At 69.9% G+C, this 16,277-nt stretch carries 10 protein-coding genes and 3 pseudogenes; 9 read left to right on the top strand and 4 right to left on the bottom strand.

Annotated features, from left to right (window positions below; genetic code table 11):
- Window positions 1–279 precede the first annotated feature (279 nt).
- The 4 genes and pseudogenes from R2B38_RS15145 to R2B38_RS15160 all read left to right on the top strand — a co-directional run bounded on the left by R2B38_RS15145 (window position 280) and on the right by R2B38_RS15160 (window position 4,302).
- Window positions 280–789, top strand: a complete 510-nt coding sequence (locus R2B38_RS15145) for a cysteine dioxygenase family protein (protein WP_318016701.1) — start codon at window positions 280–282, stop codon at window positions 787–789.
- 101 nt (window positions 790–890) lie between these two features.
- Entirely contained in the window at window positions 891–1,850 is a 960-nt protein-coding gene (gene cofD, locus R2B38_RS15150) for a 2-phospho-L-lactate transferase (protein ID WP_033286649.1), read from the top strand.
- Entirely contained in the window at window positions 1,847–3,163 is a 1,317-nt protein-coding gene (locus tag R2B38_RS15155; RefSeq protein WP_318016702.1) for a coenzyme F420-0:L-glutamate ligase, read from the top strand. Before cofD ends, R2B38_RS15155 begins: the two co-directional genes overlap by 4 nt.
- 138 nt (window positions 3,164–3,301) lie before the next feature.
- A pseudogene (locus R2B38_RS15160) lies at window positions 3,302–4,302 on the top strand (DNA-3-methyladenine glycosylase family protein).
- A gap of 172 nt (window positions 4,303–4,474) precedes the next feature.
- Here the strand turns inward: R2B38_RS15160 and R2B38_RS15165 are convergent.
- Entirely contained in the window at window positions 4,475–5,557 is a 1,083-nt protein-coding gene (locus R2B38_RS15165; RefSeq protein WP_318016703.1) for an NDP-sugar synthase, read from the bottom strand.
- Window positions 5,558–5,711: 154 nt separating this feature from the next.
- Window positions 5,712–7,057: pseudogene (locus R2B38_RS15170) on the bottom strand (peptidoglycan recognition protein).
- A gap of 120 nt (window positions 7,058–7,177) precedes the next feature.
- Here R2B38_RS15170 and R2B38_RS15175 point away from each other — a divergent pair.
- The 4 genes and pseudogenes from R2B38_RS15175 to R2B38_RS15190 all read left to right on the top strand — a co-directional run bounded on the left by R2B38_RS15175 (window position 7,178) and on the right by R2B38_RS15190 (window position 12,943).
- Window positions 7,178–7,914: pseudogene (locus R2B38_RS15175) on the top strand (TIGR03089 family protein).
- A 224-nt stretch (window positions 7,915–8,138) separates the two neighbouring features.
- Window positions 8,139–9,323: an LCP family protein gene (locus R2B38_RS15180; protein WP_318016704.1), complete on the top strand. Its 1,185-nt coding sequence runs from the start codon at window positions 8,139–8,141 to the stop codon at window positions 9,321–9,323.
- A gap of 214 nt (window positions 9,324–9,537) precedes the next feature.
- Complete coding sequence (locus R2B38_RS15185) at window positions 9,538–11,265, top strand: LCP family protein (RefSeq protein ID WP_318016705.1); 1,728 nt, start codon at window positions 9,538–9,540, stop codon at window positions 11,263–11,265.
- 127 nt (window positions 11,266–11,392) lie between these two features.
- A complete protein-coding gene (locus R2B38_RS15190) occupies window positions 11,393–12,943 on the top strand; it encodes an LCP family protein (protein ID WP_318016706.1) in 1,551 nt (516 codons plus the stop codon).
- 30 nt (window positions 12,944–12,973) lie between these two features.
- Here the strand turns inward: R2B38_RS15190 and R2B38_RS15195 are convergent, their stop codons facing one another.
- A complete protein-coding gene (locus tag R2B38_RS15195; RefSeq protein ID WP_318016707.1) occupies window positions 12,974–14,008 on the bottom strand; it encodes a glycosyltransferase family 2 protein in 1,035 nt (344 codons plus the stop codon).
- Between the two features lie 126 nt (window positions 14,009–14,134).
- Between R2B38_RS15195 and R2B38_RS15200 the strand changes: the two genes are divergently transcribed.
- Window positions 14,135–15,592, top strand: a complete 1,458-nt coding sequence (locus R2B38_RS15200; protein ID WP_318016708.1) for an LCP family protein — start codon at window positions 14,135–14,137, stop codon at window positions 15,590–15,592.
- Window positions 15,593–15,650: 58 nt separating this feature from the next.
- Here R2B38_RS15200 and R2B38_RS15205 read toward each other — a convergent pair whose 3' ends face one another.
- On the bottom strand, window positions 15,651–16,175 hold the full coding sequence (locus R2B38_RS15205; protein ID WP_318016709.1) for an acyl-CoA thioesterase: 525 nt from the start codon (window positions 16,173–16,175) through the stop codon (window positions 15,651–15,653).
- Window positions 16,176–16,277 lie beyond the last annotated feature (102 nt).

Below are 16,277 nucleotides of genomic sequence, written 5' to 3' on the forward strand. Positions count from 1 at the left end.
CACCTCTGAGATGAACCGGATGAGGTGAAACCTGTCCCACATCCCGGGCGTCGAGTTGACACTGCGGGTGTGAACCGCTGTCCTTGTGGGCATGCTCGCGAACTCGGCACTCACCTCGACCCGCACCGCCGGGTCCCTCGGTGCTGCCCACGCTCGCTGTAGCTGTTGTTGCTGTTCCGGCTGTTGAGCCCACGCGCTCCGGCCGTACTTGCTCTCTTTCATCTGGTGACACCCAGCCCCCGCCGTTACTTACTTACGCCGAGGAACCACCGCACCCCCATGAACAGCGACAGCGACCTCCAGATCGCCGGCGACATCCTCGAAGTCCCGCACCTCCTCCAGCCGCCGCGCGAACACCCCGCCACCGTGGCCGAGTTCGTCGGCCTGGCGCGCTCCGTCGCGGCCGACCGCGCCCAGTGGGAGCACCTCGTCGAGTACGACGCGACGAGCCGCTGGTACCACCGGCTGCGCACCGGCCCCGGCTACGAGGTGTGGCTGCTGTCCTGGGTTCCCGGACAGGGCAGCGGCCTGCACGACCACGGCCGCTCCTCCGGTGTGCTGACCGTCCTGGACGGCACGCTGACCGAGCGCACCGAGCGGGGCACGCGCGCGTTGGGGGCGGGCGCGCAGCGGGTGTTCGCGCCGGGGTACGTCCACGAGGTCGTCAACGACACCCTGGAGCCGGCCATAAGCCTGCACGTCTACTTCCCCGGCCTGACCGAGATGCCGATGCACACGGCATGCGCGCGGCGCACCGGGTCGGAAGCGGTCGACGCCGTGACCGCCTGACGCGACGCGGTGACCGCCGGGCGCGCGACGAGAGGACCGTCCTGCCCTCGATCCGGCGACTGCCCGCCGCGTTGTCGGACCCGCCTGCAAGACTTGTCCCCATGCGCATTGTGGTTCTGGCAGGCGGTATCGGTGGTGCCCGGTTCCTGCGCGGTCTCAAGCAGGCCGTGCCGGACGCGGACATCACGGTGATCGGCAACACGGGGGACGACATCCACCTCTTCGGGCTGAAGGTGTGCCCGGACCTCGACACGGTGATGTACACGCTCGGCGGCGGTATCAACGAGGAGCAGGGCTGGGGTCGGGCCGACGAGACCTTCCACCTCAAGGAGGAGCTCGGGGCGTACGGAGTCGGGCCCGAGTGGTTCGGGCTCGGCGACCGGGACTTCGCCACGCACATCGTGCGGACGCAGATGATCGGCGCCGGGTTCCCGCTGAGCGCGGTCACCGAGGCGCTCTGCGACCGGTGGCAGCCCGGGGTGCGGCTGATCCCCATGACGGACGACCGCGTCGAGACGCATGTCGCCGTCGAGGTGGACGGCGAGCGCAAGGTGATCCACTTCCAGGAGTACTGGGTGCGGCTGCGCGCCTCGGTCGCCGCCGAGGCGGTCGTGCCGGTCGGGGCCGAGCAGGCCAAGCCCGCGCCCGGCGTCCTGGAGGCGATCGCGGAGGCGGACGTCATCCTCTTCCCGCCGTCCAACCCGGTCGTGTCCGTCGGCACCATCCTCGCGGTGCCGGGCATCCGGGAGGCGATCGCCGAGGCCGGGGTGCCCGTGGTCGGCCTCTCCCCCATCGTCGGGGACGCGCCCGTGCGCGGGATGGCCGACAAGGTCCTCGCGGCGGTGGGCGTCGAGTCCACGGCCACGGCGGTCGCCGAGCACTACGGCTCGGGGCTCCTCGACGGCTGGCTCGTCGACACCGTGGACGCGGCCGCCGTACCGGACGTCGAGGCGGCCGGTATCCGCTGTCGGGCCGTACCGCTGATGATGACCGACACCGAGGCGACCGCGCGGATGGCGCGGGAGGCGCTGGCGCTGGCGGAGGAGGTGCGGGCGGCATGAGCGAGGTGGCACCGGTGGAGGGGTACCGGGTCTGGGCCGTGCCCGGGCTGCCCGAGGTGGCGGCCGGGGACGATCTGGCCAAGCTGATCGCGGCGGCCGAACCCGGGCTCGTCGACGGGGACGTGCTCCTCGTCACCTCGAAGATCGTGTCCAAGGCGGAGGGTCGGATCGTCGAGGCGGCCGACCGGGAGGCCGCGATCGACGCCGAGACCGTACGGGTCGTGGCGCGGCGCGGGACCCTGCGGATCGTGGAGAACCGGCAGGGGCTGATCATGGCCGCGGCCGGGGTCGACGCCTCCAACACCCCTGCCGGCACTGTGCTGTTGCTGCCCGAGGACCCGGACGCGTCCGCGCGCGCGATCCGCGACGGGCTGCGGGACGCGCTCGGCGTCACCGTCGGCGTCGTCGTCACCGACACCTTCGGGCGACCCTGGCGCACGGGGCTCACGGACGTCGCGATCGGCGCCGCCGGGGTGCGCGTGCTGGACGATCTGCGCGGGGGTACGGATGCCTACGGCAATCCGCTGAGCGCGACGGTCGTGGCCACGGCGGACGAACTGGCCGCCGCCGGTGATCTCGTCAAGGGCAAGGCTGCCGGGTTGCCGGTCGCCGTTGTGCGGGGGTTGCCGCATGTCGTGACCTCTGAGGATGACGAGGTGGGCGCGCGGGCCATGGTGCGGGGCGGGCGTGACGACATGTTCCGGCTGGGGACGTCGGAGGCGGTACGGGAGGCGGTGACCCAGCGTCGTACGGTACGGGCCTTCACCGATGAGCCCGTCGACCCCGGTGCCGTACGACGGGCTGTCGCCGCCGCTGTGACCGCGCCGGCGCCGCATCACACGACGCCGTGGCGGTTCGTGCTGCTGGAGTCCGCCGAGTCGCGGACTTCCCTGCTGGATGCGATGCGGGACGCGTGGGTCGCGGATCTGCGGCGGGACGGGAAGTCCGAGGAGTCCATCGCGAAGCGGGTGCGGCGGGGGGATGTGTTGCGGGGGGCGCCGTATCTCGTGGTGCCGTGTCTCGTCATGGACGGGGCGCACGCGTATGGGGACGTTCGGCGGGACGGGGCGGAGCGGGAGATGTTCGTGGTGGCTGCGGGGGCGGGGGTGCAGAACTTTCTCGTGGCGCTGGCCGGGGAGCGGTTGGGGTCGGCGTGGGTTTCCTCGACGATGTTCTGCCGGGATGTTGTGCGGGATGTGTTGGGGTTGCCGTCAGGGTGGGATCCGATGGGGGCGGTGGCTGTGGGGCATGCGGCCGGGTCGCCTACGGCTCGGGCTGAGCGGGATGCGGGAGCTTTTATCGAGGTGCGGTGAAGCGCCGTTGGGGCTGGTCTTGGATGCGGGTGCGGGTTGTGTGTGGCTGGTCGCGCAGTTCCCCGCGCCCCTGAAGGGGCGCGCTGCAGCCTAGGCTCGTGACACCCTCAGACCTCTCACATCACCCTGGAACCTACCGTGGCCGGACGTTTTGTTCATCGGCCCACTCGTACGACTGTGCGGGGTGGGGATGTTGTCGTGCCTGGGGGTGTGCCTCGGCAGGTCGCCGAAGCGGGGCGGGTTCGGAGTTGGGTGGCGGACTGGCCGCTTGATCTAGGGCTGGTGCTTGGGCCGTTGCGGCGGGGGCCCGGGGATCCGACGTTTCGGGTGGACGCGGACGGGGCTGTGTGGCGGGCCAGTCTTACGCCCGTCGGACCGGGGACCTTGCGGGTGTCCGCGCACGGGGTGCGGTGCGCGGGGAGGCTTGGGGGCCGGGGGCGGAGTGGTTGTTGGAGCGGTTGCCGGAGATGCTTGGTGCCGCTGATGATCCTGGCGCATTTGTCCCTCGGCATCGGCTGGTGGCCGTCGCTCAGCATCGGCGGCCGGGGTTGCGGCTGACGCGGACCGGGCTGGTGCTGGAGTCGTTGATTCCGTCGGTGCTGGAGCAGAAGGTGACGACCGACGAGGCATATCGGGCCTGGCGGTTGCTGGTACGGAAGTTCGGGGTGCCGGCGCCCGGTCCTGTGGGCGGGCGGATGTGGGTGATGCCGGCGCCGCGGGCGTGGGCGTTGATCCCGTCGTGGGAGTGGCATCGGGCCGGGGTCGACGACAAGCGGGCCTCGACGATTCTGCGTGCCGTACGGGTTGCCGCGCGGCTTGAGCAGGCGGGGGCGATGTCCGCGGAGGACGCGCGGGCTCGGTTGGAGGTGGTGCCCGGGGTGGGGGTGTGGACGTCCGCGGAGACCGTGCAGCGGAGTCATGGGGCGGCGGACGCGGTGACCGTGGGGGATCTGCATCTGCCGGGGATCGTGGGGTGGGCGTTGGCCGGGGACCGGAACGCGGACGACTCGGTGATGTTGTCGTTGCTGGAGCCGTATGCGGGGCAGCGGCATCGGGCGGCGCGGCTGATTCTGCTGAGCGGGCGTACGCCTGCGCGGCGGGCGCCGAAGATGCCTCGGGGTGACATCGGGGCGTTGTGAGGTGCCCGGGGGGGGCGTCGGTTGCCGGGGCGAGCTTCGGTTGCCGTCCCTGGGGGCTCCACCCCCAGACCCCCAGGCTTATGCCCACCCACCACCCGGCTCGGTAGGCCTAGCAGTACCGCACCACCGAGCCGACACACCTAGAAGGCACCCCCAGGCACCCCCAACCCCCTCACTGGTCAGAAGAGAACCGCACCGCCCCCGCCGGAATCCGCGCATCGCACCACACCCGCATGCCGTCCCGGAGTTCGTTGTCGGCGCCGATGACCGCGCCGTCGCCGATGACCGTGCCGGTGAGGACGGAGCGTTCGCCTACTCGGGCCCGGGTGCCGATGAGGGAGTCGGTGATCACCGCGCCCGGTTCGATGACGGCGCCGGGGAGGATCGTAGAGCCGAAGACCCTCGCGCCCTCCGCCACGAACGCGCCCTCGCCCACCACCGTGCCGCCGGTGAGTTTGGCGTCGGCGGCCACCCTGGCCGTGGGGAGGACCAGGCGGTCGCCGCAGCGGCCCGGGATCGCGGGAGACGGGGCTCGGCCCAGGACCAGGTCCGCCGAGCCTCGGACGAAGGCGGCTGGAGTGCCTAGGTCGAGCCAGTACGTCGAGTCGACCAGGCCTTGGAGGTGGGCGCCGGCAGCCAGCAGGCCCGGGAAGGTTTCCCGTTCCACCGACACCGGGCGGCCCGCCGGGATCGTGTCGATGATCGAGCGGCGGAAGACGTACGCCCCCGCGTTGATCTGGTCGGTGACGATCTCCTCGGGAGTCTGGGGCTTCTCCAGGAAGGCCAGGACCCGGCCCGTCTCGTCGGTGGGGACCAGGCCGTAGGCGCGCGGGTCCGTGACCTTGGTGAGGTGGAGGGAGACGTCCGCGCCCGTTGTCTCGTGGGTGCGGACCAGGGCCCTGATGTCCAGGCCCGTCAGGATGTCGCCGTTGAAGATCAGGACCGGGTCGTCGGGACCCGAGTGGAGGCGCGAGGCCACGTTGCGGATCGCGCCGCCGGTGCCGAGGGGCTCGTCCTCCGTGACGTACTCGATGTGGAGGCCGAGGGCCGAACCGTCACCGAAGTGCGGTTCGAACACCTCCGCCAGATAGGAAGTGGCCAGGACGATGTGGTCCACGCCCGCCGCTCTCGCTCTCGCCAGCTGATGCGTGAGGAACGGCACCCCCGCCGCCCTGACCATCGGCTTCGGGGTGTGCACCGTGAGCGGGCGCAACCGGGTGCCCTTGCCGCCGACCAGGAGGATCGCTTCTGTCACCTGTCGTCTCTGCTTCCTGCCGGGACCGGCCGAAGTGTTTTTTCGGCCGGCCAGTGTATGCAGACCCTGGATCCGCGCGGCCGCGCGTCTCTGTGCGGCCGCGCAGGTGTTCCGCAGACCCTTCCCCGGCCCCCCACCTGTCGGTCCGCCCCTGTCAGCGGCCCTGGTACCGGGCCGACGTGGAACGGGCCGAGCCGAGCTTGCCGTAGAGCTGCCGTCCTGGGCACTCCGTGGCGAACCCGTCCCGATGGCCGGAGATCACATTGAGTCGTACGTTCTTTCCTTTTCGGTAGAGATTGCCACCACCGGACTTCAGGTATGTCTTGCCGCGCGGATTCACACCGTAGAGCCCGAGCTTCCATGCGGTGAGTCTGGCGATCGCGGTCACCGCCGCGGCGGACGGTTTGGCGCTGCCGAAGGTTCCGAGGACCGCGATCCCCATGCTGTCGGTGTTGAAACCGAGGGTGTGGGCGCCCATGACGGCCTTCGCCACTCCCCCGGCGCGGCCCTCGTAGATGGTCCCGCACTTGTCGACGAGGAAGTTGTAGCCGATGTCGCGCCAGCCGCTGCTCTTGACGTGGTAGCGGTAGATACCGCGAATGACGGAAGGCGCTTGCGAGCAGCGGTAGTTGTTGCCGGTGGCGGTGTGGTGCACGAAGGCCGCCTTGACCTTCTTCGTGTACACGAACCCCTTCTCCCGCAGCTTCTCGTCGGCGCCCCAGCCGTGCCGGGTGACGATCCGCGGGCGCGGGCCGATGTACGGCTGCGCCTTGTGGCCCAGGGCGACCAGTTCCCGTTCCGTGGCCTGCTTGCTCAGCGCCGGGAGCTCGGTGGCGGCGAGGTGGGCAGTGGCGGTGCGGTTGGTGGTCGCTCGGGCGCCTGCGAGGGGGGCCTGGGCCGCGCCCGGGTCCACCAGTTCCAGGTGCAGGCCTGCGGGGAGGAGGGACGGCTGTTCGTCCACGGCTCCTACGGTCCGTGTCTGGGCCGTGTTCGCTCTTACGCGTACGTCCACTCCGTCCGAGTCGCCCACCCACAGCGGGGCCGTGGAGCCGTGGACGTGGCCGGAGTCGCGTTCGGCGGTGCCGGGGTCGGCGCCGTGGTCCTCGTTGTGGGTGTCGATGTCCTGCCAGCCGGACCAGTCACCCGTGCCGGTGGCCCGGGTGCGGACCTGGACCTGGCCGCGCAGTTCGGTGTCGGGGTCGGCCCAGGTGACGCCGACGAGGGAGAAACGGTGGACGTCGTCGCGGGTGAGGCCCTGTTCGGGGGCCGCGCCCAGGGTGCGGTCTCGGGTACGGGGGTGAGGGGCAGCGACTGGGTGCTGCCGGGGAGGTCCGGTGCGGCGGTCGTCGACGCGGGTCTCGCGCCGCTCGTCGACTGCGTCGCCGGTGCCGCGGACGGTGCCGCGGACGCGGGCAGGGTGAGCGGGAGGGCCAGTGCGGCCGCGCAGGTGACGCCGATCGAGGAAGCAAGGAATCCACGCATGCCCCTGATCCTGGACATAGTCATACATATCTGTCTATCCGGGAATTGACGGACCGTCGGCTGCGGTTCGTCCGAACCGGTGGTCCGGCGCCGGACGCGGGGGCGTGCGGCGGCGGGCGTCCCCGTACGCTTGCGCGGGTGAACGCCATCGATCGCACCCCTGCCGACCTGCTGCGTTCCGCGCTCGGCGCGGATCCCGGCCGCCCCCTGGTGACCTTCTACGACGACGCCACGGGGGAACGTGTCGAATTGTCCGTGGCCACCTTCGCCAATTGGGTGGCCAAGACCGCGAATCTGCTTCAGGGGGATCTCGGGGCCGCACCCGGTGACCGGGTCGTCGTGTTGTTGCCGGCGCACTGGCAGACGGCGGTGTGGTTGCTGGCGTGTTCGTCCGTGGGGGTGGTCGCGGACGTGGGTGGGGATCCCTCCGGGGCCGATGTGGTGGTGAGTGGGCCGGAGTCCTTGGAGGTGGCTCGGGCCTGTGGTGGGGAGCGGGTTGCTCTTGCCCTGCGGCCGCTCGGGGGAGGTTTCCGCAGACTCCGGCCGGGTTTGTCGACTATGCGGTTGAGGTGCCGGGGCAGGGGGATCGGTTTGTCGCGTTCTCGCCGGTGGATCCTGGGGAACCCGCGTTGGTCGTCGGCGGGCGGGAGTTCACGGGGGCGGAGGTTGTTGAGCAGGCTCGGGTCGACGGGGATGTGGGGGCTCGGGTGCTGTCCGGGCTGTCGTACGACACGTGGGACGGGTTGAGCTCGGGGTTGTATGCGCCGCTCGCCTCCGGAGGGTCCGTGGTGTTGTGCCGGAATCTCGATCAGCTGAGCGAGGAGTCGTTGGCCAAGCGGGTCGAGAGTGAGCGGGTGGCTGTTTCGCGCCTCTGAGAGGGGGTGGTGGCGGTTGTGCGGCGGGTGCGGGTGCGTGGGGGCTGGTCGCGCAGTTCCCCGCGCCCCTAAAAGCAAAAAAGCATCGGTCGGCCGGGGTTGGTCAGTCACCCGGATGGGTCAGTAACGGGCGTCCCCCCTGTCCCATCCACGCCATGGTCGTAAGAGCAGGACCACACGCAGGACCACGCGCTCTTACTCGGCCATGAGGGGTGGAACCGCACGTGTTCGACGACACCGTAGGAGGCGTTCTCGGGCCGGGTGCGGGGGCCTCCGCGTGCGGGGCGGGGCTCATACGTCGGCGGCGTCGGCGGTGGGTGCGGGGGGTCTCGGCCGGGGTGGGCGTGGTCGTCGTAGCGGCCGCCGGGGTCGGGTGGGGGGTCTACGCGAAGCTCGACGCCAACATCACGCCCGACAACGCCGCCGCCGCCGAGCTCGCCCGGTACGAGAAGGAGCGGCCCACCGCCCTCGTGAAGGGGGCGCAGAACATTCTGCTGATCGGGTCCGACTCGCGGTCGGGGGACGGGAACGCGGAGTACGGGCGGGACTCGGGGACCGAGCGGTCGGACACGACGATCCTGTTGCATCTGGCGGCGGACCGGCGCAGCGCCACCGCCGTGTCGTTGCCGCGGGATCTGATGGTGGACGTACCGGGGTGCCTGCGGCCGGACGGGACGCGGACCGAGCCGATGTTCGCGATGTTCAACTACGCGTTCCAGGTGGGGGGTTCGGGGTGCACGATCCGAACCGTGGAGAAGCTGACGAACGTGCGGATCGACCATCACATGGTGGTGGATTTTCATGGGTTCAAGGACATGGTCGATGCCGTGGACGGGGTGGAGGTCTGCCTGAAGAGTCCCATTCGCGACAAGGCCGCCAAGCTGAGGCTGCCCGCGGGCAAAGTCACCCTCGACGGGGAGCAGGCGCTCGGGTACGTACGGGCTCGGAAGTCGCTCGGGAACGGCAGTGACACCGACCGGATGGACCGCCAGCAGGGGTTTCTGGGGGCGCTCGTCAACAAGGTGCAGAGTGACGACGTGCTGTTCAATCCGGTGAAGCTGTATCCGGTGCTCGATGCGGCCACCTCGTCGCTCACCACCGATCCGGAATTGGCGAATCTGCGCGGTTTGTACGAACTGGTGCGCGGGCTGCGGAACATCCCCACCGAACATGTGCAATTCCTCACCGTTCCGCGGGAGTCGTACATTTACAACGCGAATCGCGACCAGCTCGTGGAGCCCGAGGCCGAAAAGCTGTTCGCCCGGCTGCGGGCGGACCGGACCGTCGCCGTGCGGAAGCAGGTTCCGCAGGATTCCGTCGCAAACACCCTTAATACGGCGCCCGGTTCAGGGGTCTCGCCCGCGCCCACGTTTCGCGGGAACACCGCCGCCGAGGACACCTGTGGGTAAAGCGATCGCCAAGTCGACGAACTTTTGTTCCGAAAAATAGGACGGATTGACCGGTTGTAGGGACGTGGAATTTGTCACCGCAGTCACTTGACGCTCAACTGGACGGATAGTGTGAGCGATCCGGTGGGCTGTGTGCTTGCGCACCGGATGTACGAGACCCGAGCGCCTGGAGGGGGAAGGCGCCGCGTGGCCCCGACGGAGGATTCGGTAAACCGTGGACGCGCAAGGCCGTGGGCGGGCGGACAACATCGACCCCGCAGACCAGTGGGTACTCAATCCGAACACTGGTGAATACGAACTGCGACTGACTCCTTCCACACCGCAGTCAGCGGTGCCGGGGCCCCGTAGAGCCACTGCGCAGAACCGCAGTGTCGCGGCGCCGGAGCGGGAGACGGTCCCGAGGAGTCCCGGGCGTGAGGTGCCCGCGCCGCGCAGACGGCGGGGCGCGCCCGAGGAGCCACCGGCCAGGCGCGGGCGCCGGCCGGTGAAGAAGAAGGCCAAGGGCAAGAAGGTCCTGATGTGGACCGGCGGCGGGCTGGCTTTCGTGCTGGTCGCCGTCTCCGCGGCCGGGTACCTCTACATCAAGCACCTCAACGACAACATCACGGCCGTCTCCGACGACGGCGCCAGCACCGGTGGCTTCAGCAAGGGCAAGGCCATCAACCTGCTGGTCATCGGCACCGACAAGCGCACCGGCTCGGGCAACGAGGGCTACGGCGACGCCGGCAGCGTCGGCCACGCGGACACCACGATCCTGCTGCACGTGTCCAAGGACCGCTCGAACGCGACCGCGCTCAGCATCCCGCGTGACCTGATCACCGACGTCCCGGACTGCCAGACCGCCCAGTCGGACGGCTCGACCAAGGTCATCCCGGGCACGACGAGCGTCCGCTTCAACACCAGCCTCGGCCAGGACGGCCGTACGGCGAGCTGCACCGTGCGGACGGTCACCGAGCTGACCGGGATCCAGCCCGACGACTTCATGGTGGCCGACTTCAACGCCGTGAAGACGCTGACCGACGCGGTCGGCGGGGTCGAGGTCTGTCTGGCCAAGAACATCGACGACGCCGACTCGCATCTGAAGCTGTCCAAGGGCACGCACAACCTCTCGGGCGAGCAGGCGCTGGCCTTCGTGCGGACCCGGCACTCCGTCGGCTTCGGCGGTGACCTGAGCCGGATCACGCTGCAACAGCAGTTCCTCAGCGCGCTGATGCGGAAGCTGAAGTCCAACTCCACGCTCACCAGCCCCTCGAAGATGCTGAAGCTGGCCGAGGCGGGCACCAAGGCGCTGACCGTCGACGACAACCTGGACTCCATCGGCAAGCTGAAGGACCTCGGTCTGGAGCTGGGCAAGCTCAACCCGAAGAACCTGACCTTCACCACGGTGCCGGTGGTCGACAACCCGGCGGAGAAGACCCCGGTGACGGTCGTCCTCAACAACACGACCGCCCCGCAGGTCTTCTCGCTGATCAAGAGCGACACCTCCTTCACCGCGGTCAAACAGCAGGCGGCGAAGGAGAAGGCCGCCGTGGCCGCCCGGCTCAAGGGCACCAAGTCCGCCGCCTCCGCGGTGCGGGTGCGGATCCTCAACGGAGGGGCCGTCGCCGGCAGCGCACAGGAAACTCTTACGTGGCTGCAGAATGATGAGGGCGTGCTCAAGTCCGAGAACGCGGGCAACGCTCCGGCGGCGCTCGCGAAGACGACGCTCGAGTACGCACCCGACCAGGCGGACCAGGCTCGACGGCTCGCCGACATCATGGGTCTCTCGGGGTCCGCGATGAAGCCGGGCAAGAGTGTGCAGAACTCCCAGGGGCTGCCAGCGATGACGCTGACCCTGGGCAAGGACTTCAAGGGAGCCGGCGTCCCGCTCACCTCGACCGCGGGGTCGACGCCGGAGGGGGTCCAGAAGTCCACGGCGGACAAGGTTGAGTGCGCCAAGTAAGTGACCACACGGGTCCGTTCCGCGTCTAACAGGGCGCGGGGCGGACCCGTGCGTCAGGGCGCGGCGTGGGAGGGGTGGGGACTTGACTCAGAGCGTGCGTGGGGAGGTGCCGGCGGTTGAGGACACGATGTCGCTCACGCCGGCGGACGGGAAGAGACCGGCGGACGGTGCCGGAGGAAGACGCAAGGGCGGTCGGCGGCGGGCGTTGCGCTGGTCGGCGATCGTCCTCGCGGTGGTCATAACCGGGACGGCCGGCGCCGGATACCTGTACTACCAGCACCTCAACCACAACATAAAGAAAGACCCCCTGAACATCGGGGACGAGAAGGACCGGGCGGCCGAGTCCAAGGCCAACGCGGCCGGGCAGAAGCCGTTGAACATCCTGCTGATCGGCTCGGACGCGCGGGACTCCGCGGAGAACCAGAAGCTCGGCGGCGCGAAGGACACCTTCGACACCCCGGCCCGCGCCGACGTCCAGATGCTGCTGCACGTCTCGGCGGACCGCAGCAACATGTCGGTCGTGAGCATGCCGCGCGACACCTTGACGGACATCCCCAAGTGCACGGACCCGGACACGGGCAGGACGTACGCGGCCGAGACGGACGTCATCACGAACGACTCGCTGGGCCGCGGCGGCCCCGGCTGCACGGTGGCGACCTGGGAGAAGCTGACCGACATCCACATCGACCACTTCATGATGGTCGACTTCGCGGGTGTCGTGTCGATGGCGGACGCGATCGGCGGGGTGCCGGTCTGTGTGGACGCCAACATCTACTCGCACACCTCCTCCGGCAAGGGCTCGGGCCTGAAGCTGAAGAAGGGCACCACGTCCGTGAAGGGCGAGCAGGCCCTGCAGTGGCTGCGCACGCGCTACGGCTTCGAGGACGACACCGACATCGCCCGGACCAAGGCGCAGCACCAGTACATGAACTCGATGGTCCGGCAGCTGCGCGAGAACGCCACGCTGAGCAATCCGACGAAGCTGCGCAGCCTCGCCGAGACGGCCACGAAGGCACTCACGGTCGACAACGGCCTCGGGACCGTCGCCAAGCTGTACGACCTGAGCAAGGAACTGAAGAAGGTACCGACCGCCCGGATCACCATGACGACGATGCCGTGGGAGTACTCGGGCAGCAGCGGCCGCGTGGTCCCCAAGGCGACCGACGCCGACCAGCTGTTCCGGCTGGTCCGCGAGGACATCGCGCTGGACGGCAAGGACAAGAAGAAGACGGCCACGGCGGCGAAGGCGTCCACCGATCCGGCCGCCGCCGACGACAAGATCGCCGTACAGGTGGAGAACGGCACCCGCACCGACACGGCCGGCGCGGTCCGCGGCCGGGCCACCTCGATCGCCCAGCTCCTCGTCGACAAGGGCTTCAAGGAGGCGGTCGCCGACTCCTCGACGACGCCCAGCGCGGCCACGACGCTGGTCCGCTACCCGAGCGCCGACCTGGAGGGCGACGCCCAGCGGGTCGCCAAGGCCCTCGGCATCCCGACGAGCGCGGTGAAGAAGTCCACGAGCGTCTCCGGCGTCACCCTGGTCGTCGGCGCGGACTGGACCACCGGCACGAAGTACAAGGCCCCGGCGGAGGACGACAAGACCCCGACCTCGGCGGACGCCCTCAACGGTTCGGACACCACGGCGTGCATGCACGTCGACCCGAACTACGTCTGGTAGTCCGGGTCGTCGTGCGCGGCGGTGCTCGGTTCAGCTGCTGGACGGGCTGAGCACCGCGGGCCGCCGGGACGCGATCACCCTGCGGGCAAGGGACTTGGGGCTGGTGAGGAAGCCGTAGCCCCAGGACATGTGCATGGTGGCCAGGGCCACCGGGATCTGGAGGCGGGCCTTCAGGGAGAGGCCCTTGCCCGCCGGGAGGGAGCCGAGGGTGATCGCCGCGAGGTAGCCGGCGGGGATCAGGAAGGCCCAGGGGGTGAGGACCGCGCCGACGACGATGCCCGCCGCGATCGCGCAGACCGCCGTCGGCGGGGCGAGGTAGCGGAGGTTGATGGAACCCTCGTGGTAGCGGGCGACGACGTGGCGCCAGCGGCCGTAGTCCTTGTACTGCTTGGCCAGGGCCTTCACCGACGGGCGGGGGCGGTACGACACCCGCAGCTCCGGTGAGAACCAGATCAGGCCGCCCGCTTCCCTGATCCGGAAGTTCAGCTCCCAGTCCTGGGCGCGGATGAACTCCTCGTTGTAGCCGCCCTGTTGCTCCAGGGCCTCGCGGCGGAACACCCCGAGGTAGACCGTCTCGGCGGAGCCCGCCTCCCCTCCCGTGTGGAAGGCCGCGTTGCCCACGCCGATCTTCGAGGTCATCGCGGCGGCGACCGCGTCCTCCCAGGCGTTCTCGCCCTCGGCGTGCATGATGCCGCCGACGTTCTGCGCGCCGGTCTCCTCCAGGAGGCGTACGGCGGTGGCGATGTAGTTGGGCGAGAGGATGCCGTGGCCGTCGACGCGGACGACGATCGGGTGGCGGGAGGCCTTGATCGCGGCGTTGAGGGCGGCGGGCGTGCGGCCGGTGGGGTTCGGGACGGTGTGCACACGCGGGTCTTCGGCTACCAGCTGGGCCGCGATCTCGTCCGTACGGTCCTTCGAGGGACCGATGGCGATCACGACCTCCATCTCGCCGTCGTACTCCTGCGCGAGGATCGCTTGGACGGCTCCGCGCAGATGCCGCTCCTCGTCGAGGACGGGCATGATCACAGAAACGGCGGGGAGTCGCACGTCGGGAATGGCGTTCATAGGGCGCTCACGTTACCGCGAACGGGGGACACGGACGCGCCCCGCCCGGGCGGCTGCGGTGGTATCAGATCGTATCGGCCTACGGTGCTCAAGATCCCACGTACGGCCCTCGCGGAGGTGTCCCCCATGCCCACGCCGCCCCGCCGCTCCCCCGCCGCCCGTCCACCGCAGCGGCGCCCACGGCCACCCGTACGACCGAAGAAGAAGCCGCGCTGGGCCATGCGGGCGGCGACCACGCTCTCCGTGGTCGTCCTCGCGTCCGCCGGGATCGGGCACGCGGTGGTCACCAGCCTCGACGCCGACATCGCCCGCGTCGACCCCTTCAAGGACATGAAGAACCGCCCGCGCGCGGGCCACGGCATGAACGTCCTGCTCGTCGGCACCGACGGCCGCGACAGGATCACCGAGGCGGAGCGGCGCCAGTACCACCTGGGCGGCGCGCCCTGCCACTGCACCGACACCATCATGATCGTGCACATCTCGGAGGACCGGGAGCGCGCCAGCGTCGTCAGCCTCCCCCGCGACTCCTACGCCATGACGCCCCCGCACACCGACCAGACCACCGGTGAGCACCACAACCCGCACCCCATCAAGATCAACGCGGCGTACGCGGAGGGCGGCCCCAACCTCACCGTCCAGACCGTCGAGTCCATGACCCACGTGAAGATCGACCACTACCTGGAGGTCGACTTCACCAGCTTCATGAAGACGGTCGACGTGCTGGGCGGGGTCAAGATCTGCACCGCCGAGCCGCTGAAGGACTCGTACACGGGTCTCGACCTGCCCGCCGGCACGCACACCCTGATGGGCGGGCAGGCCCTCCAGTACGTCCGCTCGCGGCACGTCGACGGCGCCTCCGACCTCGGCCGGATGAAGCGCCAGCAGCGTTTCCTGGCGGCGCTGATCGACCAGGCCACCTCGTCCGGGGTGCTGCTGAACCCGCTGAAGTTCCGTGACGTGACCCGCGCGGTGCTCGGCTCGGTCCGCGCGGACAAGGGCTTCGGTACGGATGAACTGCTCGACCTGGGGCGGGCGATGCGCAGCTTCTCCCCGTCCTCCTCCGAGTTCACCACGGTCCCGATCGGGCAGATGGGCTACGTCGTGAAGGGCATCGGCTCCACTCTGAAATGGGACGAGCCGAAGGCGGCCAAGCTCTTCCAGGCCCTGCGCGACGACAAGCCCCTGACCGTGCACAAGGCGGCGCGCGCCAACGCCGTGAAGGTGGACGTGGCCCCGCAGCAGATCCAGGTCCAGGTGGAGAACGGGACGGCGACGGGCGGTCTCGGCAAGCGCGTGGACGCGGCACTGGCGGCGACCGGCTTCCGTACGACGCACCAGCCGACGAGCGCGGCCGATCACGCCGTACGACGGACGGTCGTGGTCTACGACCCCCGCTGGGACCGTTCCGCGAAGTCGCTCGCGGCGGCACTGCCCGGGAGCGAGCTGCGCGCGGTGAAGGGGCAGGGGCCGGTGCTGAAGGTGATCGCCGGGAGTGACTTCAAGCAGGTCACGCGGGTGCGGGCGACGGATGTGCAGCAGGGCGAGTTCGGGGTGGTGACCGGCGACGAGGTGGGGTGTTCGTAGCGAAACGGGCTCTTCTTAATGAAGTGGGGCGTTTTGTAACAGCGCCCACGGGTGGGCCTCAGTCGTCGAGGCCCTCCGCGGCCCGCTTCTCGCGCAGGTCCATGATGGCGCGGCGGCGGGCCAGGCGGTGGGTGCGGCGGATCTGGGCCTCCTGGTAGCGGCGCTCGTCGCGCTCCGTCTCCGGGATCACCGGCGGCACCGCGCGGGGCTTGCCGTCGGCGTCGACGGCGGCGAAGACGAGGTACGCGGAGCCGACCTGGGTGGCCGGGGTCGACTCGTTCCACCGCTCGGCCAGGACGCGTACGCCGACCTCCATGGAGCTCCGCCCGGTCCAGTTGACCTGGGCCTTCACATGGACGAGGTCGCCGACGCGGACCGGTTCCAGGAACGCCATCTCGTCCATCGACGCGGTCACGGCCGGACCGCCGCTGTGCCGCCCGGCGACGGCGCCCGCCGCGTCGTCGACCAGCTTCATGATGACCCCGCCGTGCACGGTCCCCAGCAGGTTCGTGTCGGCGTTCGTCATGATGTGGCTGAGGGTGGTCCGGGAGGCGGACGTCGGCTTGCCCGGCAGGTCTGTCATGGACGCCACCCTATGCCGGGGTGGACATCTGCGGACTTTGTGTTGGCTTCGCAACAGCAGTGCCCTGATTTTCCTACGACCCTTGTAAACGACATGGCCGCT

The sequence above is a fragment of the Streptomyces sp. N50 genome (assembly GCF_033335955.1).
Lineage (GTDB): Bacteria > Actinomycetota > Actinomycetes > Streptomycetales > Streptomycetaceae > Streptomyces.

Bases quoted from the DNA above. Each gene is read 5' to 3' on its own strand.
- R2B38_RS15155 (WP_318016702.1), top strand. From the start codon at position 1,847: ATGAGCGAGGTGGCACCGGTGGAGGGGTACCGGGTCTGGGCCGTGCCC.
- R2B38_RS15145 (WP_318016701.1), top strand. From the start codon at position 280: ATGAACAGCGACAGCGACCTCCAGATCGCCGGCGACATCCTCGAAGTC.
- R2B38_RS15190 (WP_318016706.1), top strand. From the start codon at position 11,393: ATGTCGCTCACGCCGGCGGACGGGAAGAGACCGGCGGACGGTGCCGGA.
- R2B38_RS15195 (WP_318016707.1), bottom strand. From the start codon at position 14,008: ATGAACGCCATTCCCGACGTGCGACTCCCCGCCGTTTCTGTGATCATG.
- cofD (WP_033286649.1), top strand. From the start codon at position 891: ATGCGCATTGTGGTTCTGGCAGGCGGTATCGGTGGTGCCCGGTTCCTG.
- R2B38_RS15205 (WP_318016709.1), bottom strand. From the start codon at position 16,175: ATGACAGACCTGCCGGGCAAGCCGACGTCCGCCTCCCGGACCACCCTC.
- R2B38_RS15200 (WP_318016708.1), top strand. From the start codon at position 14,135: ATGCCCACGCCGCCCCGCCGCTCCCCCGCCGCCCGTCCACCGCAGCGG.